This is a genomic window from Tissierella sp. P1 (assembly GCF_002266425.1).
Classification (GTDB): domain Bacteria; phylum Bacillota; class Clostridia; order Tissierellales; family Tissierellaceae; genus Tissierella; species Tissierella carlieri.
This window is the reverse complement of the sequence record NZ_NPMN01000002.1, coordinates 81,920-103,787: the sequence shown is the minus strand read 5'-3', so window position 1 is coordinate 103,787 and position 21,868 is coordinate 81,920. Positions and strand designations below refer to the sequence as shown.

At 30.2% G+C, this 21,868-nt stretch carries 29 protein-coding genes; all 29 read right to left on the bottom strand.

The genetic code is table 11. The features are described from left to right. Positions 1 to 167 precede the first annotated feature (167 nt). Positions 168 to 833, bottom strand: coding sequence for a hypothetical protein (locus tag CIW83_RS02115; RefSeq protein WP_094899020.1), 666 nt, complete (start codon positions 831 to 833; stop codon positions 168 to 170). A 159-nt stretch (positions 834 to 992) separates the two neighbouring features. Next, on the bottom strand, positions 993 to 1,541 hold the full coding sequence (locus tag CIW83_RS02110; protein ID WP_094899018.1) for a GNAT family N-acetyltransferase: 549 nt from the start codon (positions 1,539 to 1,541) through the stop codon (positions 993 to 995). A gap of 104 nt (positions 1,542 to 1,645) precedes the next feature. Beyond that, positions 1,646 to 2,152, bottom strand: coding sequence for a GNAT family N-acetyltransferase (locus tag CIW83_RS02105; RefSeq protein ID WP_094899016.1), 507 nt, complete (start codon positions 2,150 to 2,152; stop codon positions 1,646 to 1,648). 129 nt (positions 2,153 to 2,281) lie between these two features. Further along, on the bottom strand, positions 2,282 to 2,944 hold the full coding sequence (locus CIW83_RS02100; RefSeq protein WP_094899015.1) for an HD domain-containing protein: 663 nt from the start codon (positions 2,942 to 2,944) through the stop codon (positions 2,282 to 2,284). A 319-nt stretch (positions 2,945 to 3,263) separates the two neighbouring features. After that, the gene (locus CIW83_RS02095; RefSeq protein WP_094899013.1) at positions 3,264 to 3,896 is read right to left on the bottom strand and encodes a VanZ family protein; all 633 of its coding nucleotides are present in this window, start codon (positions 3,894 to 3,896) and stop codon (positions 3,264 to 3,266) included. Between the two features lie 243 nt (positions 3,897 to 4,139). After that, positions 4,140 to 4,826, bottom strand: a complete 687-nt coding sequence (locus CIW83_RS02090; RefSeq protein ID WP_094899012.1) for an HAD family hydrolase — start codon at positions 4,824 to 4,826, stop codon at positions 4,140 to 4,142. A 283-nt stretch (positions 4,827 to 5,109) separates the two neighbouring features. After that, positions 5,110 to 5,592 carry a GNAT family N-acetyltransferase gene (locus CIW83_RS02085; RefSeq protein WP_158219983.1) on the bottom strand — a complete coding sequence of 161 codons (483 nt, stop codon included), beginning with the start codon at positions 5,590 to 5,592 and terminating at the stop codon, positions 5,110 to 5,112. A gap of 143 nt (positions 5,593 to 5,735) precedes the next feature. Then, positions 5,736 to 6,461, bottom strand: coding sequence for an HAD family hydrolase (locus tag CIW83_RS02080; protein ID WP_094899009.1), 726 nt, complete (start codon positions 6,459 to 6,461; stop codon positions 5,736 to 5,738). A 151-nt stretch (positions 6,462 to 6,612) separates the two neighbouring features. Continuing rightward, on the bottom strand, positions 6,613 to 6,753 hold the full coding sequence (locus CIW83_RS22055) for a hypothetical protein (RefSeq protein WP_158219982.1): 141 nt from the start codon (positions 6,751 to 6,753) through the stop codon (positions 6,613 to 6,615). Positions 6,754 to 6,889: 136 nt separating this feature from the next. Then, positions 6,890 to 7,582 (bottom strand): isoprenylcysteine carboxylmethyltransferase family protein, encoded by a 693-nt coding sequence (locus CIW83_RS02075; protein ID WP_094899008.1) that lies wholly within the window; start codon positions 7,580 to 7,582, stop codon positions 6,890 to 6,892. Positions 7,583 to 7,851: 269 nt separating this feature from the next. Continuing rightward, positions 7,852 to 8,286 carry an NUDIX domain-containing protein gene (locus CIW83_RS02070; protein ID WP_094899007.1) on the bottom strand — a complete coding sequence of 145 codons (435 nt, stop codon included), beginning with the start codon at positions 8,284 to 8,286 and terminating at the stop codon, positions 7,852 to 7,854. A 60-nt stretch (positions 8,287 to 8,346) separates the two neighbouring features. Continuing rightward, on the bottom strand, positions 8,347 to 8,799 hold the full coding sequence (locus CIW83_RS02065) for a class I SAM-dependent methyltransferase (RefSeq protein WP_235601207.1): 453 nt from the start codon (positions 8,797 to 8,799) through the stop codon (positions 8,347 to 8,349). Between the two features lie 17 nt (positions 8,800 to 8,816). Beyond that, a complete protein-coding gene (locus CIW83_RS02060) occupies positions 8,817 to 9,026 on the bottom strand; it encodes a class I SAM-dependent methyltransferase (RefSeq protein ID WP_094899005.1) in 210 nt (69 codons plus the stop codon). 72 nt (positions 9,027 to 9,098) lie between these two features. Then, the gene (locus CIW83_RS02055; RefSeq protein WP_094899004.1) at positions 9,099 to 9,821 is read right to left on the bottom strand and encodes a hypothetical protein; all 723 of its coding nucleotides are present in this window, start codon (positions 9,819 to 9,821) and stop codon (positions 9,099 to 9,101) included. Positions 9,822 to 10,185: 364 nt separating this feature from the next. Next, positions 10,186 to 10,662: a GNAT family N-acetyltransferase gene (locus tag CIW83_RS02050; RefSeq protein ID WP_158219981.1), complete on the bottom strand. Its 477-nt coding sequence runs from the start codon at positions 10,660 to 10,662 to the stop codon at positions 10,186 to 10,188. Between the two features lie 160 nt (positions 10,663 to 10,822). Beyond that, positions 10,823 to 11,749, bottom strand: coding sequence for a carboxylesterase (locus CIW83_RS02045; RefSeq protein ID WP_094899002.1), 927 nt, complete (start codon positions 11,747 to 11,749; stop codon positions 10,823 to 10,825). Positions 11,750 to 11,853: 104 nt separating this feature from the next. Further along, a complete protein-coding gene (locus tag CIW83_RS02040) occupies positions 11,854 to 12,579 on the bottom strand; it encodes a hypothetical protein (protein WP_094899001.1) in 726 nt (241 codons plus the stop codon). Positions 12,580 to 12,915: 336 nt separating this feature from the next. After that, positions 12,916 to 13,173 (bottom strand): hypothetical protein, encoded by a 258-nt coding sequence (locus CIW83_RS02035; protein ID WP_143598501.1) that lies wholly within the window; start codon positions 13,171 to 13,173, stop codon positions 12,916 to 12,918. 26 nt (positions 13,174 to 13,199) lie between these two features. Further along, a complete protein-coding gene (locus tag CIW83_RS02030) occupies positions 13,200 to 13,643 on the bottom strand; it encodes an MBL fold metallo-hydrolase (RefSeq protein ID WP_094898999.1) in 444 nt (147 codons plus the stop codon). Between the two features lie 132 nt (positions 13,644 to 13,775). Next, a complete protein-coding gene (locus tag CIW83_RS02025; protein ID WP_094898998.1) occupies positions 13,776 to 14,336 on the bottom strand; it encodes a nitroreductase family protein in 561 nt (186 codons plus the stop codon). A gap of 62 nt (positions 14,337 to 14,398) precedes the next feature. Next, positions 14,399 to 15,190, bottom strand: coding sequence for a flavodoxin family protein (locus CIW83_RS02020; protein ID WP_094898997.1), 792 nt, complete (start codon positions 15,188 to 15,190; stop codon positions 14,399 to 14,401). 42 nt (positions 15,191 to 15,232) lie between these two features. Continuing rightward, positions 15,233 to 15,790 (bottom strand): GNAT family N-acetyltransferase, encoded by a 558-nt coding sequence (locus CIW83_RS02015; RefSeq protein WP_201259639.1) that lies wholly within the window; start codon positions 15,788 to 15,790, stop codon positions 15,233 to 15,235. A gap of 154 nt (positions 15,791 to 15,944) precedes the next feature. After that, entirely contained in the window at positions 15,945 to 16,127 is a 183-nt protein-coding gene (locus CIW83_RS02010) for a TfoX/Sxy family DNA transformation protein (protein WP_201259638.1), read from the bottom strand. Between the two features lie 296 nt (positions 16,128 to 16,423). Continuing rightward, positions 16,424 to 17,053: a nucleotidyltransferase family protein gene (locus CIW83_RS02005; RefSeq protein WP_094898996.1), complete on the bottom strand. Its 630-nt coding sequence runs from the start codon at positions 17,051 to 17,053 to the stop codon at positions 16,424 to 16,426. 61 nt (positions 17,054 to 17,114) lie between these two features. Further along, positions 17,115 to 17,609: a GNAT family N-acetyltransferase gene (locus tag CIW83_RS02000; RefSeq protein WP_094898995.1), complete on the bottom strand. Its 495-nt coding sequence runs from the start codon at positions 17,607 to 17,609 to the stop codon at positions 17,115 to 17,117. Positions 17,610 to 18,030: 421 nt separating this feature from the next. Then, a complete protein-coding gene (locus CIW83_RS01995; RefSeq protein WP_143598500.1) occupies positions 18,031 to 18,540 on the bottom strand; it encodes a hypothetical protein in 510 nt (169 codons plus the stop codon). Between the two features lie 115 nt (positions 18,541 to 18,655). Continuing rightward, entirely contained in the window at positions 18,656 to 19,471 is an 816-nt protein-coding gene (locus tag CIW83_RS01990) for a hypothetical protein (RefSeq protein ID WP_094898993.1), read from the bottom strand. Positions 19,472 to 19,798: 327 nt separating this feature from the next. Then, positions 19,799 to 20,416 (bottom strand): GNAT family N-acetyltransferase, encoded by a 618-nt coding sequence (locus CIW83_RS01985; RefSeq protein WP_094898992.1) that lies wholly within the window; start codon positions 20,414 to 20,416, stop codon positions 19,799 to 19,801. Between the two features lie 221 nt (positions 20,417 to 20,637). Further along, a complete protein-coding gene (locus CIW83_RS01980) occupies positions 20,638 to 21,714 on the bottom strand; it encodes a hypothetical protein (protein ID WP_094898991.1) in 1,077 nt (358 codons plus the stop codon). Positions 21,715 to 21,868 lie beyond the last annotated feature (154 nt).

Here is a 21,868-nt window from a genome sequence, read left to right as displayed (position 1 = left end):
TCTTCATGTTCAATAGCAGCCTTTTCAAGTTCAATTTTCATATTAATCATCATTTTCTACATATTGCAGGTCAGATAAAAAACTTTTTCTTTGTTATTTTCTACAAATACTCAACATCTTGTCGCCTTATGGTTATAAACCAAAAATCGTGCTCCTAATCTTCTCCTTTAATCAAGGCTATGTCTATCCCAAAATATATTTGTTTTTTTAGCCTCATCCTTTGAACTATACACTAGAAATTTTGATGTGTTTCTAATGTTTGATATTAATAATTCAATAGATTTGGGTTTTTTAGAAAGTTTAAGTATTTTTGCAATCTCAGATTGGCGTACAAAATATTGGAAATTTTTCTCCGTTTCTTTTGCTTCCATAGTATGTATATCATAAGGTATCTCCATCTGCTCGTACTTAATGATGTCTCGCCAATACGGATAAAAAGTAACAAGCTCTAAAAAATCCTTCAGATTATCCGAAATTTTGCCATACTCCCCCTCATGATTTACATATCCAACTGGATAGTCATCATCTACTATATTACTTGTACCTTCGATTGTACCAAAATAATTCCCTTTACTATCAACAGCAAAAATTGAAAACTTAGGCACAGGATAGAATTGAAAATCATCCAATGTCTGAGTGGTACAAAAAATCACATCACAATTTTCTTCAAGTAGTTTATAAATTTTATGTTCTCGTTCATTTTCAGGAACTGGAACAACGATTTTTCCTGATAGAACAACTTCGATTTTTTTACCTTCCTCAGGTTTAATAAAATAGCTTATTGCTTTATTTTCTTTTTCAATATCTATTAATAACTTTTGGAATATATCCATTACCTTCAATCCTTCCTGTTATATAAAATATTTTACTTAATATAATTTAACAATCATGAAATATAGACTCTTCTCTTTTTTTCTCTATCCTCGGACACTATGCTAGGGATAACATCAGCATTTTCATATTTACAAGCCTCTTCTATATTAAATAGGCTTTCATTTTAAAGTATTTCTGCTATTATTAAATCTAAAAATTAATCTATTTCCATCATCTTCTGTTTCTGAAACTTCCTCCTGATAATTTCCCTCTGTATAATTTTCAATGGTTTTTCTCCAAAAAGTTTGCGCTCTTTTATTGCCTCCATTAGGGTTTGTCTGCAATTCCCAAGTACCAAGATGATTATTAAATACTTTAATTGCTGCTTTTTCTGCTACTCCCTTTCCCCTATAACTTCGTAAAATAAAAAATTCATTTACGTAAAAATCACTATCGTGTGGTGTATAAGGAGGTGTTGCCACTAAAGCAAAACCTGCTGGAATGTCATCTACTTTTATTAGGTATGGGAATAATATTGATTGTTTAGACCACCATATATCAAAAACTTTGTTTTGCTCATTCAAAGTCAAAATTTCGTCATCTTCAAAAACTCCGTATTTATTTGGTTTCCATTCCCATATCTCAGATAAATCGTGTAAATATAATGGATATAAGTTATTTATAATAAATTTAGTACTTTGATCTGTCAAGTTTAAGGTTACTTGCATTTACTTCACTCCTTTATGTCCTATGACATCTCCATGACGTGATGACACTTTCTATTACTAAATAAAGTTCACCACAAACCATATTTGCTTCTAGATGAGATGTTCTAATATTTTTTAAAATTAAATCCTAATATTTCTACATCTTCATCTTTGTCCAATATTTTATCATAGTTTTTTCTAAGCTGTATTAAATTTAGATGATTAAATCCAAAATCCCTATATAACTTTATTGCTCCAGTATTTCTTGGTATGACATCTACAAATATGGCCACCACATTCTTTTCAATCATTAATTCATCTAATTTCTGCATAGCATATTTCCCAATGCCTTTATCTCTATGTTGTTCTAATATAAACAAATCTTCTAACCATGCTACATTTTGACCACCAAATCTAACATAAAAGAATCCTACAGGTTCATCATCTAAAAATATATTATATACTGTCCCTTCTTCAATCCAATTCCTTAGAGTTTCTTGAGATTGTTCATCAGTCTGCCAGTATTCTTTAGGAGCATTATTTAGTTTCCTATGATAATTCATTAATCCCGTAATCATTTTTGCAGTAATTAAAAATAGATTATCTGATAGTTCATTGATATAAATATTCATATTTTTTCCCCCATTAACTTACAGTAGTTTATAAGCATTTCATATAAGCGAAAATCCTCAGATTTTATCCCACAAAATTCCATAAATAGTAATCATTTGTCTTTTGTAATCCTTCCATAGAGCATATTGTCATCTGATGGATTTATTCTCACATTGTAGATCTATATCATCGTAAAGTTCCATTTTAAAATTTTCCAAGAATTCATATAAAATCTTTGTTCTTCGAACTGCTATATTTCTAGCTATTTCTGTATGCATTAAATCTTTTACAATTAATAACCTTGAATAGAATAAATCTAATGCATATTCTTTACCATCTGGTTCTCTACTCTTGCAAAATGGATCTTCTGGATGATAAAAGCTTTTTTTCATCTGACCTGTCGAACTAAATGTTCTCATTATAGAAATAATTCCTGTTGACTCTAACATGTCAGCATCTTGCAAAATCTTTCCTTCTAAAAACTCTGGTATGATTCCTTTAGAAAAAGAGCATTCATTTATTGCCTTGTAAACTTTGTGAATTTTTTCTTTTGGATAACAATCTAATTTTTCTAATATATTGACTGCAAATTCCGCACTCTCTTTAGCTGAAAATTTAGATTTAGGATGATTCTTAGGATAGCATATTATGTCATGAAATATTGCAGCTGGCACTAAGATATCTAAATCTCCACCTTCTCTTTCTTTTATATATTTTATAGTATTAAGCACCCTCATGGTATGATATATATCATGAGAAGGGTCTGTATTATCAATTTTTTCTTTAGCAATTTCAATTAGATATTTCTCCATTCTATTTTCTATAGCTCTCCCCCCCAATCCTTAGATAACTACTTCCCTGTTAATCTAATCAAAAAAATTTTCCTTAAATAACAGTTATAGTGAAATCTTTTAGAAATTTGAACTAAAATATTACTCTGATATGTCCCACTATCACATAACGTCTTACATTTGCGATGTCACTGAACTGGTCCCTAAAGATAGATTTCCTTGGTGGAGTTTTCTTACTAGCAGTGCAAGTATATGCCCTAATCGCTTTCCACCCCTATTTCTCTTCACATAAAATAGAGAATGCATCTTAAACAGAACTACAAATTATACTCATAATCTCCTACAGTATAATACTCCAAATTTTACTTGCAATTGCCGGCTGGATAAAAAACATAACCAATATTATTATTACGAAAAGAATAGTTCCTTCCAATTTAATTATTTTATCGTTTGAAACATCTTCCGTTAAACAAATTTCTTTTATTAGCTCAGGCTTTTTCTTTGAAAAAATCTTGAAAAGCATAAAACCAAGTGATGTGCCTAAAGTGTTCATAATCAAGTCATCTATATCCGTTGTACGATAACAGAATAGTTGGGAAATTTCAATTAGCAATGAAAGACCAAATCCAGTAAATATCGTTCTCTTGAATGTTTGATACTTTGTCCACAATGCTGGAAGCAAGAAGCCAAAGGGTACAAATAGAATTAAGTTCAGTAAATACTGAATAAAGTTCCCCACAACATCATAAAAAGGAACATAATTAATTGTAGCATCGAAATGCAATGAATTAAAAGAAGGTACTCCAGTGGCTGCAAATATAGCAACTACAAAAAAGGTATATATAAAAGTTACAATCTTGTGTCCAATAGAAACTTTATTTTTTTCAATCAATATTTGAAATAAAGCTAACATAAAAAACACAACCAAAATACCAGAAAAGGTTTCTATTCCTATTGCTAAAATTCTAAACATATAATCTTCTCTCCTATCATCATTTTTCAATATTCTAATTCTAATTTATTTAGAATAATTCCATTACATCGTGGAATAACATTTAAAAATATATTCGCCATCTTTACAACGTTTTCTTTTAATCAAACAATACCTAAAAAATAATCACGATACTATAATTTCTTATAACGTCATAAGGCTTAGCGTCATCGAACCTTTATGGGGTAATCTCCTCTCTTCAGAGCATTAACAAAATCAAAATGATTATATATTAAGTATTGGAAATAACTCATTTAAAGACTCAGTTTCATAATTTGGCTTTATATGGAATCTTTTTCTATAATTATGTCTATTTATCCAACATGTATCTATACCTGCTCTATTAGCACCTATAATATCAGATGAAGAATCTCCTATATGTATTATTTTTCGTGGCTCTATATTGTAATGATTTATGACTTCTTTGAAAATCTTATAATTTGGTTCTCCTTTATAAGATTGTATGTCTTCTGATATAAATATCTTGTCAAAATCAAAATTTTTAATTTGATGTTCAATCATTTCAGTATCAGCATCACTTACTAAACACACTTTATATTTTTTATTAGCTCTATTAATAAATTCTTTACTATCATGATATAAATCTGCTCTATCATGTTCTTCCATAAAAACTCTTGTTGCATAGCTTGGGCAATATTTCACTTGGTTTTCTTCAAAAATGTCCTTAAAACTCTCAAAAAATATTTCCTTTAGACTTTTAAATTTGGTACTAGTACTTTCACTAACGTGAAAGTTATCGACTATTTTGATTCTAACAGTTTGTACATATTTATCCCTTAATTCTTCATTATAATCTTCTTCTAGTATCCTTTTCCAGATATATTCAACTCTAGATTCTATATTTACTAATGTTTGAAACATATCTATGCAAATTACTTTATATTCTTTCAAAACTTACACCTCTTATATAAATTTTTAGATATCTAGTATTGTCTGTTTTCTAAGGATGATTTTTTCACATAACAGTCTCAGCATTTCAAATATACATCATCTTTACATATAGCTTGTCTACTAGCTTAGATAATTGCTATCTTCAATAGACATGGTACCATCTTAGTCAACTGAAACACTTGATTTGTCTAGCCTAGAATTTCATCCTTAACTTAGTCAAAGCAAGCTAGAGTGCTATGTTTGTAAAAGTATCTTGCCAATATACTATTGCTTCACAAACAATTTATAAAGCTTTTATTATTTCAAAGTATTTTGATTCAATTCCGTCTTCAACAAACTTTTCTATTTCAATGAATCCAACTTTTACCATTAAGCTTATCGAGCCATAATTATTGGAATACGTAAATGCTCCTATTTTTTCTATATCAAACTTACTAAAAACCTCTTTGACAAAAATTTTTGTAACCTCTGTCGCTATCCCTCTTCCCCATAGTTCTTTTTCAAAGATGAGAATACTTAGCATAGCCATTTTCTCACTATTTTCATCTATACTGTAACACCAAATATCTCCAATATACTTTCCTTCAAAATAAATTACTTTTCCATAGCTTGATGCATTTTCCTTAAGAGATTCCTCAAATAATATTATTGATTCCTCTAGGGACTTGCTTACAATAGGGAATAATCTTTTTATTTCTTCATCTTGAGTCTTATTCCAAAAAACAGTAACATGATCTAATGTTCTCGTTTTTAGTATTATGTTCATAAAAATCATCCTCACAAAATATAAACTATTTTTACTTCATATTTTTTAACTACTTTTTATTAATTAATTTAACACCTAAGATTATGTCCTCATGCACCTTTAAGCAGATATAAGGTTAGCTGAAGTCTAAAATAAAACTTGAATTACAACAACTCTATCAATTCTTTCAATTTAAATATTTCATTATCAGGCTTAATATCAGTATCATTTAAAGTAAGATTCTTATTGAACCATATTCCAGTTAAACCTAATTTTTGTGCTGGCTCTATGTCACTTTTAAGATTATCTCCTACCATTATGGCATCTTCTGGACTAACTTTCATCCTATCAAGAGCAATTTCAAATATTTGTTTTTTGGGTTTGCATATTTTTAAATAGTAACTAAATGTAAACACGTCTATATACTTAGCTAGTCCAACTTTCTTAAAACAATTGATCATGACCTCATCATAAAGTCTTGAATTTGAAATAACACCAATCCTATATCCTCTTTGTTTGATATTTTCTAATGTATGATGAATGTTTTCTTCAGTCCAAACGTTATTCCTATATTCTGTATAAAAAACATCTAATGCTCTTATACACATATCTCGATCTAGTTCCACATCATATTTTTTTAAAAAGCCATTTAAATAGTCTTCTACTGCATATTCTGTATGATTAATTTTTCTTAGAGGCATAACCTTTTGCCATTCATCAAAGAAATATTTTTTTACATCTTCAAACTCAACTTGACAATTATATTGCTTAAGAAAATTTGTGAGATGGTTTATTCCAATAATATCTTTTTCTTCGTCAGTTTTTCCAAAATGAAAATGTAATAATGTATTCCCCATATCAAAGAAAATTACTTTTGAACTCTTTATCATCTTTTCCTCCAAACATTATTTTTATAGTCAATACACATTGCTAAAAATTTCAGCTAACGTCGCAAGATTTAGCAATGTAGGGTTTTTCCTAGATTCTTTCCTTCCGATACCGATAAGCCTCTGTTATATGTCGTTTCGTTACGCCTAGTATTTAGCTACTCATACTCTTTAAGTATGTTTGACATTTATTAATCCATAGCCTTTCATGCTCTTCTGGAGTTACTATTCTATTAGCCAGATCTTTATCGGCGTCTTCTATATTGTTTATCTCATATTCTAGTAATAGTTTCACTCAATTTACACATGAATTTAGTCTAGAGATGACATATAACGTCCAAGTATTTACAACGTCCTTGAACCCTAGTGTACCTTTATGAAAATATAGTATTATGTGATGAACTCCATGCTACAGAACAATTCTTTTCAATCTACCATATATATGGAAGAAGCCTATATTTTGTTCTATTACAATATTCAACATAACCGACTAATTTTTCTTTCAACATCTTATCTTCCAAATATGTTCTAATCACTATGATAATAGATATAAGAAATGATGGAATCATCATATATACTGATCCAAATACAAAAGGTATCGCCATAGCCCATAGTATTATAGCCAAGTAACCTGGATGGCGAATAGCTTTATATGGGCCTGAATCGCAAATATTCTGTATTCGATCATTTTGTATGCGTGATGTAGCCTCAAAATTCGCATTTTCTTTCATAGCCCATACTGCAAGAAAAGAAGATAGAATTATAATTGCCAAAGCAGGATACATACAAAATATAGGTACACTAGACCAACCGAATCTTATATCAAAACCAGCAACAATATAAATTATAAAAAACGCCAGTAATATATATAACTTAAGCAATATCTTATCCCACTGTTCAGTATTATTTCTTTCCTTTACTCTTTCATTTAAGACCTCAGGATTGTGTTTTGATAAATAGAGTATTCCTAATATAGTCGAAATTGTATAAACAGCAAAATAAATCCACCCCTGATGATTCTTTAATGTCCCAGAAGAAACAAAAAACAGAATAGCTCCAATAATAACTTGGAAAGCGACTTTCACTAGATAGTCGACCCCACTCTTTTCCAATTTTGTATACATAAAACCACCTCTCCGATTCAGTTTGCAACGAGTAATCTACTTTATTCGCAGTGCTTCACAAATACTTTAAGATATGTAAAATGATATAGTAAGATACTAACTTTGCTCTATCTATAAGCTCAATCTTTTAGCTTAACTTACACCATTCATCTTAACTGTACTCTTTTTATAATCATTTATTGGTCAATAAAAACTACCTCATCAATGTCACATAATGTTTCCGATTTATACTATTCTAATATTAACTCTTATGGTAATTTCGAATGTAATCACCAACCGAATAGAGAAAATGAAACATTATTGAGATAGTTATTTATTGCACAGTTTACATAATCAACCATATTTACTGGTAATTCATGTATACTAAACCATGATAAATCATCACATTTACTTGGCTCATTATTTATTATATTACCGTTCCATTTATTGCAAAGGAAAAAATAATCGATTCGTTCATGTCCTACACATTTTCTATGCATAACTTGTACTATTTTCAATTGATTATCTTCTATAGTAATATTAACTTCCTCTTTTGCTTCTCTTTGCATAGCTTTAATAACAGTCTCATTTCCTTCAGCATGACCTGCCACAACACTATAGCATCCATCTCCATACCCAGTATTAAACCTTCTGGATAATAATATTTTATCCTCTTTAATTAAAAATAGATGCACTGCCACAAGCATTGAAAATCTTTCCATCATTCTTTCTCCCCAGATATAAAAGTCTACAAATTTTTATACTATTATGTATAGCCTCAATAACTAATCTTTAGTTAGATAAACAGTCATACATTTACTATATTCTTCATTTTCAGTATTCATTATCTTCTCAACAATAAATCCCGCATCTTCCAATTCCTCTCTGTGATTTTTCCAATTGATAGCTCTATATGAAGTGCTTGCAACCTCAAATGTTTTGCCTGACTTCATATGACTTCTCTCTTGTAAATCAAAAGCAGTTTCGATTTCTGTTTTTCTTTCTATTTCTCCATCACCCATACTAATTAATAATAATTTTCCTTTAGGCTTAAGCAACGAATTTATTGTATTTAAAAATCTTTTTCTATCTTCATCCTCTACTAGCATATGTAACGTTCCCACTGAATAAATCCAATCATAATGCTTTTTGAGTTTTTCATTTAGTTGTAATGCATCAGAAACTATCCAGTTTACATTAACTCTTCTTTCTTTTGATAACTCCTCACATTTTTTTATAGCTTCTTCTGAAATGTCTATACCTGTAATTTTATACCTTGTTCTGCAAGATATAAGGCATCTCTTCCTTCTCCACAGCCAACCTCACATATCTCATCATCTAAAGAAATATCATAATACTCTATCCAATTAATTAGTTCTGGAGTTGGCTCTTTAGAAAACCACAATAAGCCTTCCCCATGAATTTTCTTATATCGTTCTTCATATGCATGATAATATTTTTTCATAACACTCACTCCTAATCTACTAAAATCCTATATTTTTATTAATATTTCTCTCAAAATACACAAATGCATTTATTATAACTTCCCTATTCCATTTTGTAGCGTTTGATATATTAGACTTCCCCATGAGTTATTAGTTAGTTTTCTAGGCATAGTCATAGCATAAGCTAACAAAAGACCTGTTATCGTATCTATAAGACTAAATTCATAAGTTCTTCCTTCAATAAATCTTCTTATTAAATAATGTATCATAAAATTATATAAACAAAAAATTATAGGGGCTAAAGAAAGCCATGGATTTAAAGTATTTGGAAGAAGATCATCAATTTTTTTAATAATTACAACATAGTAAATTCCTTCAATTATGCCCCAAATTAGAAAAGTTAACATTATTCCAATCAAATTAAATGGGAACGATAGGTTTAATGAGTATTTGATACTGGTATGATTTCTCATTGGAAAATAAACCACTCCTCCGGCATCAATTGACTTTAATAAAACCATTATTGCTATAAAGCTTAATGTAAATAATATTGATTTTTTTATATTCTCTTTTTTTATACCATAATCAGAAAAAGCCTCTTTTCTTATTAACATAACTATAAAAACTCCAAGACCTGCAGAACAAAATTCTATTATTGATAAAAGCACTACTGAAATAAAATTCGAATTATTGTTAATATAATTTCCAAATAAAATAAACAGTGAAAGCGATAATGGTAAAAATATAAAAATCAAACCTAGATCAATTGCTATATTTAATTTTTGATTCCTTTTTGGTTGATAATTAATTGACATAATGTCCTCCCTTGTACTATTATTACATAATTTAACTAAGCAAAATAAAAAGCAATAGCCTAGTGGACACTCAAGACCTTCTTTGCAAGTGGTGCTTGTTCCTCAGTGAAGAGGTGTCTAAAGATTTTACCTTGATTCCCAAACACATTAAGACATATTGTTATACCCCTGACAAGTAATACCTACATATTCACTTAAGAAATATCCTGAAGTAATCTACCCTCTGATTATACTTATTCTGTACGTTATGCTTGAATTATACAATAACACTGAATATCACCTGTCACAGGAACCTTTACGTAAATACTCTGTTATATGGTATCCATAACATGCAGCATAAATTAATAACAGTAATTTATGAATTCTAATTCAAATCCTTCTCCATTACTATAGTATCAAATAATCTATCCATCCATTGTAATTTGATTTTCTTTATTCCTTCAAATCCCCTATTCTCCCAGAATTGTAGTACTTCCTCACTGTAACCATATGCAACATCAATTCTAATCCTTCTAAAATTATTCTCTCTTAGATAGCCCTCTAATGCATCATATATTTCTTTTCCATATCCTTTACACCTAAACTCATTATGCACCATAAGTAAAGACAAATAACATTCTTCCATAAAACCAATATCTATAAATCCAATTATGGCATTACTTTCATTTTCTTTAACTACTAATATCTTAAAGTCTTTCGCTTTCATTTCTTTTTGTTCTTGAATTAACCATTGGATATTTACTTCTTGCCTTCCAATATGAAACATGAGAAAATCCTGATTTGAATTATATACTTCTATGACTCCATTAATATCTTCTTCTGTTATTTCTCTTATACTCAAATTTTTTGTCCTTAAAATTCATTTTTTCTTCTCCCGTTTATCAAGTATTCTATCTAGCAAATATATATACTTAGATGATATATAACATTCCTGTCATTTCCAACACTCTCTGTCCACCATAGACTTTCCCTAAGAGGTGAGTGTAGCATATTATATATACCTAATCTTGTGTTGACGATAATTCCTTTATAAAGTTATATATTGCATTTTTCATTTGAGTTAGACCTAGCTCCTCTATTGGGAAATGACCTGCATTATCTAAAATTACTTTGCGTTTATTTGATGTAATTTTATTAAAAAACATTTCGCTTATTTCCACAGGGGTCCATAAATCATTTCCTGGATGTACCATAAGTACTGGTACATTTTTAAAGTTGTCTGGCTCGATTAAAGGTTTACTATGCATCAAGGATAGTAGAAAATTAATACTTATACTACTTCCTGCACCATACTTATCTTTCAATAAAACATTCAAAATTTCTTTATCATTAACAAGTGCATTCATATTTGTAACCATTCTAATAGGAATTTTAAGAGTTCTTAAAAAAGATGGAAGTAAATTTAGGAATCTTATACCATATTTAGCATGAAATTTATTTTTTGCCGAATATATTCTTACTTTCTCTTCTCGATTATCAAGTATATTAGTAACAATAAGTCCTGAGATATTCTGATGTCTACATGCTACATTGTATGCTAACATCCCACCTGCACTTAATCCAATTATAAAAACTTTTTTTGATTTAGATAATTCGATCTCAATTATTCTGCTTCCAACATTAATCCAATCTGAATAAGTTACTTGCTTACTATATTTGCTAAATCCATATCCTGGTAGGTCAGGACATATTACGTTATATCCAGCTCTAACTAAAGGTATTGCAAAAAATGATAGCAGACGCCCATTACCTCCAACACCATGAAATATGATCACTGTAATTTCTGAGTTATTATCATATTCATCAATATGGATTTCCATACTATCTATATTCACATACTTTTCAAATGGAGTAGAATTAATATCAATTTGATTTTTATCTGGTAGCAATGGCTGCAGCTCTTTCCAAGAGTTATTACTGCTATACACGTTGTTTCCTCCTAATTAAATTATATTAATGTTTTTTATAATTAACCTATATCATTTCTTTTCGATGTCATTAAGTCTCTGTTAGATGAAATGACTTTTGCATCTCACTTAAAATCCTCCCTCTCTAGTTTTATATCAATTATTTTTAAAATATCATTACTAATGTTAATATTATTTAAATACTTAATAAAGTTTAATTCTACTTGATTCAAGGACATTCCAAACGACTTTTTGAAACAATAATTAAAGTCTTCATTTAAATTTTTATAAAATTCTTTGTATGTTTCAATTCCAAAAATAGATATGATATAATCAGTAAACACCCCTGATAAAGGATATGTAATGATATAACTATGTTTATAAAAATCTGAACTCTCTATTAAATCGTAAAGTCTAGGCAACTTATTCTTTTTTAAGAAATAAGCTATCCAAGCAAAATTGGATATCCCCCACCAGCTTTTATCAAAAAACATTGCCAAACCTTCTCGAATAAAATTTTGAGGTGGTCTTGATAAAGTATTATATGAAATCATATGGGCATCTTCATGATATCCAATACATTTAATATCCTCATTATAAACCGCATAAATTTTATTAGGCATTCTTGTGAAACCGTTACATGGTTCATTATCTCCATACAGTTCACCTACCTCCACTGGTGAATTACAAAGAAAATAATTTAGCTTCTTATTTAATTTAACATTTAAAACTTCACATATATATTCATAACAATTTTCTTGTATCTCAATAATTTTTGCTATGTCTTGTTCAGCATAAGAATTTTCATGATAATTAAAAATATAATGCTCTGACTCTCTTATTTTCCACACCTTTATTCCCCCTTGCAAACATAAGAGCTGTTACTAGTCATTTTATCTGACGTGGTGTATCCAAAATATCAGCTAGAACTATAAGGATTCTGAAACTCACTTCATAACTCTTATATTAGATTTCCATAGCTATGTCAACTGGTTGATATGATATTTTATAGCTTCTCCTAAAGCTTGCCTCACTATAGCTACAACAAACTTGAATGCAATGTTAATTAAAGTCCCACACTATTAAATTTACAATTAACTCTACGTAAACTGATTATTATTACATAAAATAAAAATATTCCTTATTAATTCAATTTTTAATATGATAAAAATCAGTATAAAGGTAATCTATATATTTATTTCTAAATCATCATATGCAATATGATAACCATTATTTATTGCAACCTTTTCCATAACATCATGTATACTATTCCCTTCATGTGATATGTGCGTTGCATAAACTAAGCTACTTTCATCTATTATTTTTTCCACCTTCATTTTCGAAATAATACCAATTACTTGTCCTGAATCCAGGTGTCTACCTGCATCCTTACCTTCTCCATATGTCTGGTCCAATATAACCAAATCAAGTCTAAATGATTTCAAAATTTTCCATGCTCTATCAGATATCTTCAAGCAATCAGTTCATACATTATATTTACATTATTATAATTAATAATAAATATCAAAGAATTATCTCTTATATCATGTAAATATTCTAGAGGAGTAACTAAATAATTCTCTATCTTCACATTCTCTCCGTGTCTTAGATATTTAATATCCATGCATAACCTATTCAACCAATTTGAATCAAATAAATCAACTCTTGATTCTTCAGCTCTAAGCCACATATCTAGAGTACGAATAGTTTCTTTAGACGCAAACAAGCTGATATTTCCTACATTTTCCGTTGCATATTCTTTAAGTCGTGTTATTAAGTGGCCTGCATCAAAATGGTCAGAATGTTCATGTGTTTGTAAAATATACTTTATCTTTGTCAAATCAATGTTATACATAGCTGCTGAAGTAGTAATATCAGAGCCTAAATCAATTAATAAATCATCGCTTATTAACAAGGATGATCTTTCAACTGGTTCCTACATTGTCAGCGGATCTCAAAACACCATCATTATAGCAAAGTATCGGAAATACGCTGTTAGATGACATAGAACGAACCGCCAAGGAAAATGACATCTTTCATTCATACATCAAGTCAACTTTTTCATATTTTTAGGTCTAGCTCTATGTTTTCTATTTATATCATATACTTGTTCATATACTCTTTTATCATTAAACTGTTCTCTGGGTCCTTTTACTTCATTAGCATATCCAATGTATGCAATTCCACAAGGTACAACATGCTTAGGTAGCCCTACAATATCAGATATCTTTTTTATAGATTGCTCTCCATAGACCCCAACCCATAATGACCCCAAATCTAGTGCCGTTGCACATAGCAATATATTTTGTATTGCTGCACTACAATCAAAAATATACATACCTTTTATATTTCTACATAAATGAGTATTTGCACATACAATAATAGCACATGGAGCATTATAATTTGCAAAGCTAAACTTTGCTCTTATTTCATCCATAATACTCTTTTCAGTTACAACTATCATTTCCCACGGTTGATTATTACATGTGGAAGGTGCGGCAAATGCAGCTTTTAAAATCGTGTCTATCTTTTCTTTTTCTATAGGTTTATCAAGATATGAGCGGATACTTCTACGTCGAATGAATAAATCAAGAACACTTTCATACAATATAATTCACCCCTTATAATGAAAAAATAATATCCTTAATGATTTTTATTATAAAAATATATTCATTTTTTATATGTAACAATCATCTTTTGTGAAAGGTATTTCCCAATTTGATAGATAAGTTTTCCAAGTACCCTTTTATATATCGGTAACGGAATTCCTGGAGCATATCTCATACCAACATACTGTTTCCAAAAAACTCCGTCTTTTGTAGCATATTCTGTTCCAGGTGCATATTCTTCACACATGGCTTGAAATAAGTTAAAAGGAATTAAAACTCCAATTTTGGGAGAATGAAGTTTTTTTGATTTTAAATCTATATAAAATTCCTTCGATATTTTATATGCCTTTTTTATATGCTTTTCCGATGGTTTATAATCATTCCAACTCAATGCAACAATCGGCAATTGATAACATTTGTTAAATCCCCATCCAGATAAAGTACTAGCAAGAGATTGTGTAACACTATTTGCAGAAACACCACCTGTAGTTGATATAATTAAAGCCTTTTTATCAAAGTATCTTGGTCGATGAAGTAGAAAAGCTAAATGATCTGTAAAATTTTTGGTAAGAGCAGGAACAGCACCTTGAAAACAGGAAACAGCAAAAATTATACCATCACAGCCTGCAATCTTATCCATAATAGGCTGAATATACTGATTATGAGGACAAAAAATGTGTCCTTTCCTAAAACACACACTACAACCTGTACAGAATGGAATATCCAATTCACTTAAATGTATTTCCTCAAATATTACTGTGTTGTCGAGAGTTTCCATTAATTCTTTTACTTTCTCCGTTAAACGCCATGTATTCCCTTTATGCGGACTACCATTGATCATTAATATTTTCATGCTGCATATCTCCTTAATATTATTAAATATGTATTATTTACTTCACCTTTTTTCTCTTATAAAATAATGATCATGTATCTCAAGCTTTCTATTTAATGGCAAATAACCTTTTCGTTCTAGTGATGCAATACACTCAACTGCATCTGGAATAGCTTTTGTAATGATAAATTCAACATTAAAGGCTTTAAAGAAGTTTGCATCAGCAATTTCCAAAATAGCATCAATATATTTTTGCTTCTCATAGTTGCTCTGTAAGTCTATTCTCAAAACTCCATAGTGATTAAATTCATCATCTGCAATCCTATGAAACATTTCAATAGTCCCAATTTTTCCTTGTGTAGCATTTAAGACAACTGTCCATCTTACAAAATATTTATTTTTATAAGAATAATCCCAAAAATCGATTGCCTGTTTCATTCTTTCTATCGACATATAATGAAAATTATCACCATTACAATTATCGGAGTTGAAAAAAGGTACTGCTTTTTCATCGGAATAGCATTTAAGCAATTCCTTTGCATCATCTAATATTGTCTGTCTTAATTTAATAATATCATTTGTATATGTTGGACATTGCTCATAAATATCATTTACAATCACTAATCCCCTCCTAAAACAATCTTTATTAATCGCATATTGCAGCAGACGTCACATCTTAATTCAAGCATTATTACTTCTCCAGTTTTTTATAGGTATTAAAAAACTCCCTTAGCTCCTCCTTGACAACTTCTGAAAGGTCATGCCATCGAATTCCCTATATTGCACCTTCTAAAGCATATAACCTATTTATACATGCAGAGTCATCAATTCTTTTTATTCTCAGCCAAGCTTGCCTACTGTCAATTTCAATCAACTGATTAATTGTTCTTATACCTACTTCATTTAATTGTTGTTCAACTTTGTTGCCAATGTTCAGTAATGTTGATAACTCTCCCATAGATAATTCCTCCTATTCACATTTGATAATTTCCTCTATCCTTTTTTTACTAAAATCCCATTTTTTTATTCATAATATCTCATGCTGAAGCAGGAGTTCCATATAGATGCTTATTTGTTGGATCTATAACTTCCCCATATGTTTTTTCTAAAGACTTCAACGACTACATGTCCACTATAAATATTAAATAGTTGTATTATACATGATGGTAAACCAGATAATTGATATTGAATACAAGTTACTCTTGAAATATCTATACACTAATATAAGCTGATAAATCGTCCATGGCTATTCCCTTACTTTCTTATATATATTTTTTTATTATCAACAAATGGAATTAACCTATTATCCCACTGAATTACATCTAATTCAGGCCATTTTTGAAGCCATTTCTTAGTTTTTTTATTATATATCTCTTTTGTTATTTGTCTATTATTAGCAACAATCTTCATATGAAAAATATCCTTCAGCCCAAAAGGTGCATAAACTTCCCAGTCTTTTTCAGATAACTTCCTTACTCCCAAAGAGGTAGCCGTGGTTGGCCAAGTATCTATTGCATCTTCTATAGATTTATATGGTTCAATATTATATCCAAACTTATCCCTATACCATAAATGAACCCTAGCTTGATTCTTAACATCTAACCAAAAAGGAAATTCCTGTAATTCTTGATTTAAATATTCCATAACTTTTCTTTCATATTTTTCTTCTATATTTTGAGGATTATAATAAACTACATCAATATCATCTATACCATAATCTACCGGTCGATTAGTTAGTATGTTCCATACAGTTTGAGTGATAGCTCCTGCACCAATATAAAAATCTTCAATTTCAAGTTCATATAATACTGTAATTATTTTTTGCAAATATAAGTTACTTTCAATTATATCTATTAATTTTTCAGCATCCTTTAATAAGATCATTAAAAAACCCCTTCTTTATTTAAGAATAATATAATATATTCTTTTTCGTTCAATAGTATCTTTATAATAATTTTCTATAATAATATTTATTATCCTCATCCATATCTTCTGATTTCTTAAATCCAACACCACTCCAAAATCTTTCATTTAACTCATTTGTCGGGGTCAGTTCAACATATAAAGCCCCTTCATCATTAATATATTTTTCTGCCTTTAAATAAGCTGATTTTCCATAACCTAGATTTCGGTAATTTGGCTGGATATAGTATTCCATTAAAAAGCATTTCCTATCTTCATCAAAATAGGTAACATACATTAAAAAACCAATGATAATTTCTTCTTTATTTATGAAGAGTATTCTTAATGGATTTTTATCTCTTATTCTCAGTTTCTCAATTGCATCTCTATATTCATCCGAATAAAAATAATCTAAATCGAAGTCATCTCCTAAAGATATATTTACAGATAATTCATTAATATAACTATCAAACAACTTCCAAAATGCCGCTACATCAGCTTTGTTTTTTACTATAGATAATGCTAAATCATTACTCATTATAAACCTCCTAGTATAATTTATGATATTCTAGTACCAAGTATCTTTGATATTTACTTTGTATTTCTTTTTCTCTTGATTTATACAATTCAAAAACTGTTCCTGAAATCTCTTTAACACTTTAGCCACAGCATGAATACAATATTAGACTATGTTAATATAAGAGAACTAAGTTTAAGGCTTCGAATGCATCACTTGCTAAAAATCTTCTACTACCACTTATTATCTATATATCTCTTAGGATACAGATTTCTCTGATACATTCATTCGCTGCATCATTGATAAACTGTAAAATCTTATCATAATTCAACTCTTTCAATTCTCCGATATCACTCTTCTTACTGAAATCATTGTCGAGGCTTTCAACAAGCTCATTTACAAAAGTGGCATCAATTTCTTCTATAAGAATATATTCAATAGTCTAAAAATTAACTAGATTCAAGCTAAACTTATCCATGAGCTTTGTATTCAACACCCAATAGCCTTTATATACTAACTTCACAGCTTGGTTACGTTCATCCAACCCAAGATGCCCATACTTCTTATATGCATCCTTTAACCACAGATTATCAGTTATTAAGTGGCAGTAATAACCCAGCACAAAATCGTTGGTTATTTGATGTTTATACTTACTTTTGAACCTCTCTAAATCAACACATTCAAACTTCATTATCTCTTCAGGTATACGAAAATGAGATACTAAATATCCACCAAGTTCTGGACTATATGCATCTGGTGCTAGATTACCTAACATAAATTGATGTTCATCAAGCTTCACTCTTTTCAGTATCTTATTGCCTACACAATAATGAATTATTCTTGACCCCATAAATTTTAACTCCAATAATTTAATATCCCTGCTTATCATGCTGAAACTTCCAATTGTCATATCCCAGCATGGCAAATAACGTTTCCTTGCGATATTCTTCAACTGGATGACTCCCCGATGGAGCTTGCTCCAGGTAAAGGTATGTGGTGCACATCCCTCAAGATTACGTCCTCGGGCAGACCAATAAGATCTTGTCCCTTACTGCGTAGATACGGTGTTATACGGAGTTCATGACATCTTTGATTTCGCAATCGAGAATGCTTTTAATACTATCAAACATCTTATTCCAATCTCTATCTGTATTATTCAAAATATAAGAACGAAAAGGTAGGAGCTTGACTATTCTAAGTTCCAAATTTTTTCGTTTTATGTAATATTCTACTGTTTCAGGATTTGACCATTTTGGTTTTGAGCGAATAATAGCCGTGTGTTTCAATGATTCTTCAACACTATTTTGCGATATATACAATAAAACTGGATTTAATGGGCTAATTATAACTGCAAGATTTCTTATATATTCCATGATTTCATCTTCTGGGATTTGAGGATACAATCTATTAATATCATGAATTTGGTGCTGAAATAAGACACTCTCGAAAATTGTTACTGCGTCCGTATTAGACATTCTTGTAACATACTGTTCAAAACGTGTATAAAATACCTTCTTATATATATTAAATGGGACAATGGCCTTATTTGAATAACAAAGTTCTTTAAAAGATAAATACTCAGCTAATTCATCACTCCATGGTTTTGGCTCAGGTACTTTATAAGGTATTAAGATATAATCATTTTCTATAATAGAGTTTAATCGAATCCATTCTGCTTGTTGAGGGAATCTTATTAGTAATTTATTGTATTCACTCTTCGTAAGATAAGCATAAAAAGGCAAATCAATTGGATGTTCACTACCTTCAATATAAACTTCTGAATTTACGCCAACTTCTTTAAGGTATGTATATAGCAATTGAGATGTGGTTGTTTTGCCTGAACCTGGTATACCTTCAAGCATAATTAATTTAGTCTTTTTCATTTTCTCCATCCTTATCATATATAATAAACTCATTATTAAATTTTAGATTCATATTGATTTAATTAATTTTCAAGGTCTCTATATAGATTTTCATGAATTCCGCATAACGTTTTGCACTCGAGATGTTCCTGATCCTTATTCAGACCTAGCTATCGAAAAAATATGCTTTGGCTACTTCAAAGGCTTGACCCTAACATTGCTAAAGCATACTTGAATGCATTGCTATACGAAGTGGGGTGCCTCGTTATTCAGAGTGAGATAAGACATCGCTCCCTTAAACCTTAGAAATCATTATTAGCTTCACAATTTATAAATAATGCGTCTTAACTACAAATATTGATTTTGATTATATCTATTATGGAATTTATTAAACTTTTCCAAATTAAGTTTAAACGTAAGACCATCATACAACTGACCTCGCAGCTCTCGCAATTTTTCTTCATAATTACATACTTCAAAGCCAATTTTTTCTGCCATGGCAATCATAGGATAATTTCCAGACCATGTTTCTGTATAAATATCAGTAATTCCTTTAGAGAAATGATAGTTTATGAAAGCAGTAAAAGCTTGTGTACCATAACCCTTATACCAGTATGCTGACTCACATATATCAATTCCAAGAGTATGTAAACATCCACCTTGTGAGGCAGGCTTCCAATTATATTCTATATCGTTAAGATAAGAATTCACGCCTCCTATATGAATCCCATCTTTCGTATCAATTTCAAATTTCCAACGAAATTCATTATCATCTCCCTTGTCTTGCAATTTTTTCATTGCTTTTTCATAGTACCTATCTGCATTGAAATTCTTAAAATTTTCTTCTGCTTCCCAAGGTGCATCCCATTCATGCCAAGCTATTTCTTCTGTCATCCATCGAATGTCATCAGCAATGTCTTCTTCTTTATAATCACGTAAAATAATATCCTTATAAGCAATTAACATTTTTTTCTCCTCTCAAAGTTAAATGTCCTTACTATACATAATTCATCTTATATTATAAAATCAAATAATCTATGGTTAAAATTACTATTTGGCTAAATCTTATGCAAATAATTTATATACCACACTGTTTTTAAAATGCCGACTTTGCAAGTCCTAAGCTAAAAGATCGAATTTAAGTCACTTTTTATTCGGGAGTGCTTTATATACATTTGAATTTACGGCTATTTCATCGTAAACTCTTCCGTTGACGGCTGACCATTCCGGATATACCCGTCGGAGCGATAGTATACCCTTTCTATAGAACTGTCTGTTTTTGTATAGTCTATAACAAAAACTTGCCCTGTTTCTATCAGCATTGGGTAATTGTCATAAGGTAGCACATAGCCTGTTTTCTTCTTATCCTTAAAATGTTCATAAGCATTTTCCAAGCGCCAAAATTCCCGGCATGCGTAATCTTTGAATCCTGACAAATCTTGTTTTCCGAAATAGGACGCCTCGTAATCTTTTTCGTTGACTGTGATTGTATCCACTCTGGACGGTTCAATCTCTTTCGCTAACCAAGGTAAGTCCTCGGAATAAATGGCGTCGCCGTAACGTTCCTTTAGTTGTTTTGCCATACAGGGAACAGAATTAGTCATATAGTCCTTAGCGTCAAAATCCGTATGAGCTCCGCCGTAAATCCCCATAATGTTCTCGCCCTTTAGTTTGTCAAATTCACGGATAAAGTTCTCCACCATCTTGTTCTCGCGGTATACATGATCAGAATGTTCGTAATAATACTTGCCTTGCTCAATCGCTTCTTGTGCCAATAAATATTGCTCGGAGCTTTCCAAATTATTTTCTTCAAGATACTTCAAAAATCGTCGTCCAGTAGTATGGTGCTGGTGACCCACATCCGTACCGTGGAAAATAGTTTCGGGACACTCGCTTTTTATTTTCTTATAAAATTCTTTAATATAAGGGTTTTGTGACGCTGTACCTTCCCAATCCTTATATAATTCCTCCAGAATATCGTCGCTATCCGACTGCATCCATAAGTTTAAAAACCCTGCAGAATAGTAGGGATATTCAACAAATAAATGTCTCATATTATCCTTATGATAGTATTTATTCCATAACTCTAATTCCTTTTCCAATATTTTTTCAACACCATGATGTTCTCCATACAGATAAATCTGCCCCGTTGATTGTTCTGAAGTCCTGGCTGTATCCATCGATGTGGTACTATATGAACAAGCAACCAATGCCAACAGCATGATTAATGCGACAGCAAACATAAAAAGTCTTGTATTTTTCATACACTCACCTCGTAATATAAATTATTTTTGTTGACTAATTTATCTCAAAAAACAAGAAATACGAAAAAACATCTCTTTCATGCTTTATAAATAATATTTTACTTGCACTATACGCTTGTATCACAAGTTAAAAAATTTCCCAAAAGTATAGTAA

What these genes read in the sequence shown, in the direction of transcription:
- CIW83_RS02010 (WP_201259638.1), bottom strand. Translation starts at nt 16,127, where the DNA reads ATGGGAGAGTTATCAACATTACTGAACATTGGCAACAAAGTTGAACAA.
- CIW83_RS02020 (WP_094898997.1), bottom strand. Translation starts at nt 15,190, where the DNA reads ATGAAAATATTAATGATCAATGGTAGTCCGCATAAAGGGAATACATGG.
- CIW83_RS02080 (WP_094899009.1), bottom strand. Translation starts at nt 6,461, where the DNA reads ATGATAAAGAGTTCAAAAGTAATTTTCTTTGATATGGGGAATACATTA.
- CIW83_RS02055 (WP_094899004.1), bottom strand. Translation starts at nt 9,821, where the DNA reads ATGTCAATTAATTATCAACCAAAAAGGAATCAAAAATTAAATATAGCA.
- CIW83_RS01980 (WP_094898991.1), bottom strand. Translation starts at nt 21,714, where the DNA reads ATGAAAAATACAAGACTTTTTATGTTTGCTGTCGCATTAATCATGCTG.
- CIW83_RS02100 (WP_094899015.1), bottom strand. Translation starts at nt 2,944, where the DNA reads ATGGAGAAATATCTAATTGAAATTGCTAAAGAAAAAATTGATAATACA.
- CIW83_RS01985 (WP_094898992.1), bottom strand. Translation starts at nt 20,416, where the DNA reads ATGTTAATTGCTTATAAGGATATTATTTTACGTGATTATAAAGAAGAA.
- CIW83_RS02005 (WP_094898996.1), bottom strand. Translation starts at nt 17,053, where the DNA reads ATGATCTTATTAAAGGATGCTGAAAAATTAATAGATATAATTGAAAGT.
- CIW83_RS02115 (WP_094899020.1), bottom strand. Translation starts at nt 833, where the DNA reads ATGGATATATTCCAAAAGTTATTAATAGATATTGAAAAAGAAAATAAA.
- CIW83_RS02070 (WP_094899007.1), bottom strand. Translation starts at nt 8,286, where the DNA reads ATGATGGAAAGATTTTCAATGCTTGTGGCAGTGCATCTATTTTTAATT.
- CIW83_RS02000 (WP_094898995.1), bottom strand. Translation starts at nt 17,609, where the DNA reads ATGAGTAATGATTTAGCATTATCTATAGTAAAAAACAAAGCTGATGTA.
- CIW83_RS02095 (WP_094899013.1), bottom strand. Translation starts at nt 3,896, where the DNA reads ATGTTTAGAATTTTAGCAATAGGAATAGAAACCTTTTCTGGTATTTTG.
- CIW83_RS02110 (WP_094899018.1), bottom strand. Translation starts at nt 1,541, where the DNA reads ATGCAAGTAACCTTAAACTTGACAGATCAAAGTACTAAATTTATTATA.
- CIW83_RS02105 (WP_094899016.1), bottom strand. Translation starts at nt 2,152, where the DNA reads ATGAATATTTATATCAATGAACTATCAGATAATCTATTTTTAATTACT.
- CIW83_RS01990 (WP_094898993.1), bottom strand. Translation starts at nt 19,471, where the DNA reads ATGAAAAAGACTAAATTAATTATGCTTGAAGGTATACCAGGTTCAGGC.
- CIW83_RS02085 (WP_158219983.1), bottom strand. Translation starts at nt 5,592, where the DNA reads ATGAACATAATACTAAAAACGAGAACATTAGATCATGTTACTGTTTTT.
- CIW83_RS02060 (WP_094899005.1), bottom strand. Translation starts at nt 9,026, where the DNA reads ATGAAAAAATATTATCATGCATATGAAGAACGATATAAGAAAATTCAT.
- CIW83_RS02075 (WP_094899008.1), bottom strand. Translation starts at nt 7,582, where the DNA reads ATGTATACAAAATTGGAAAAGAGTGGGGTCGACTATCTAGTGAAAGTC.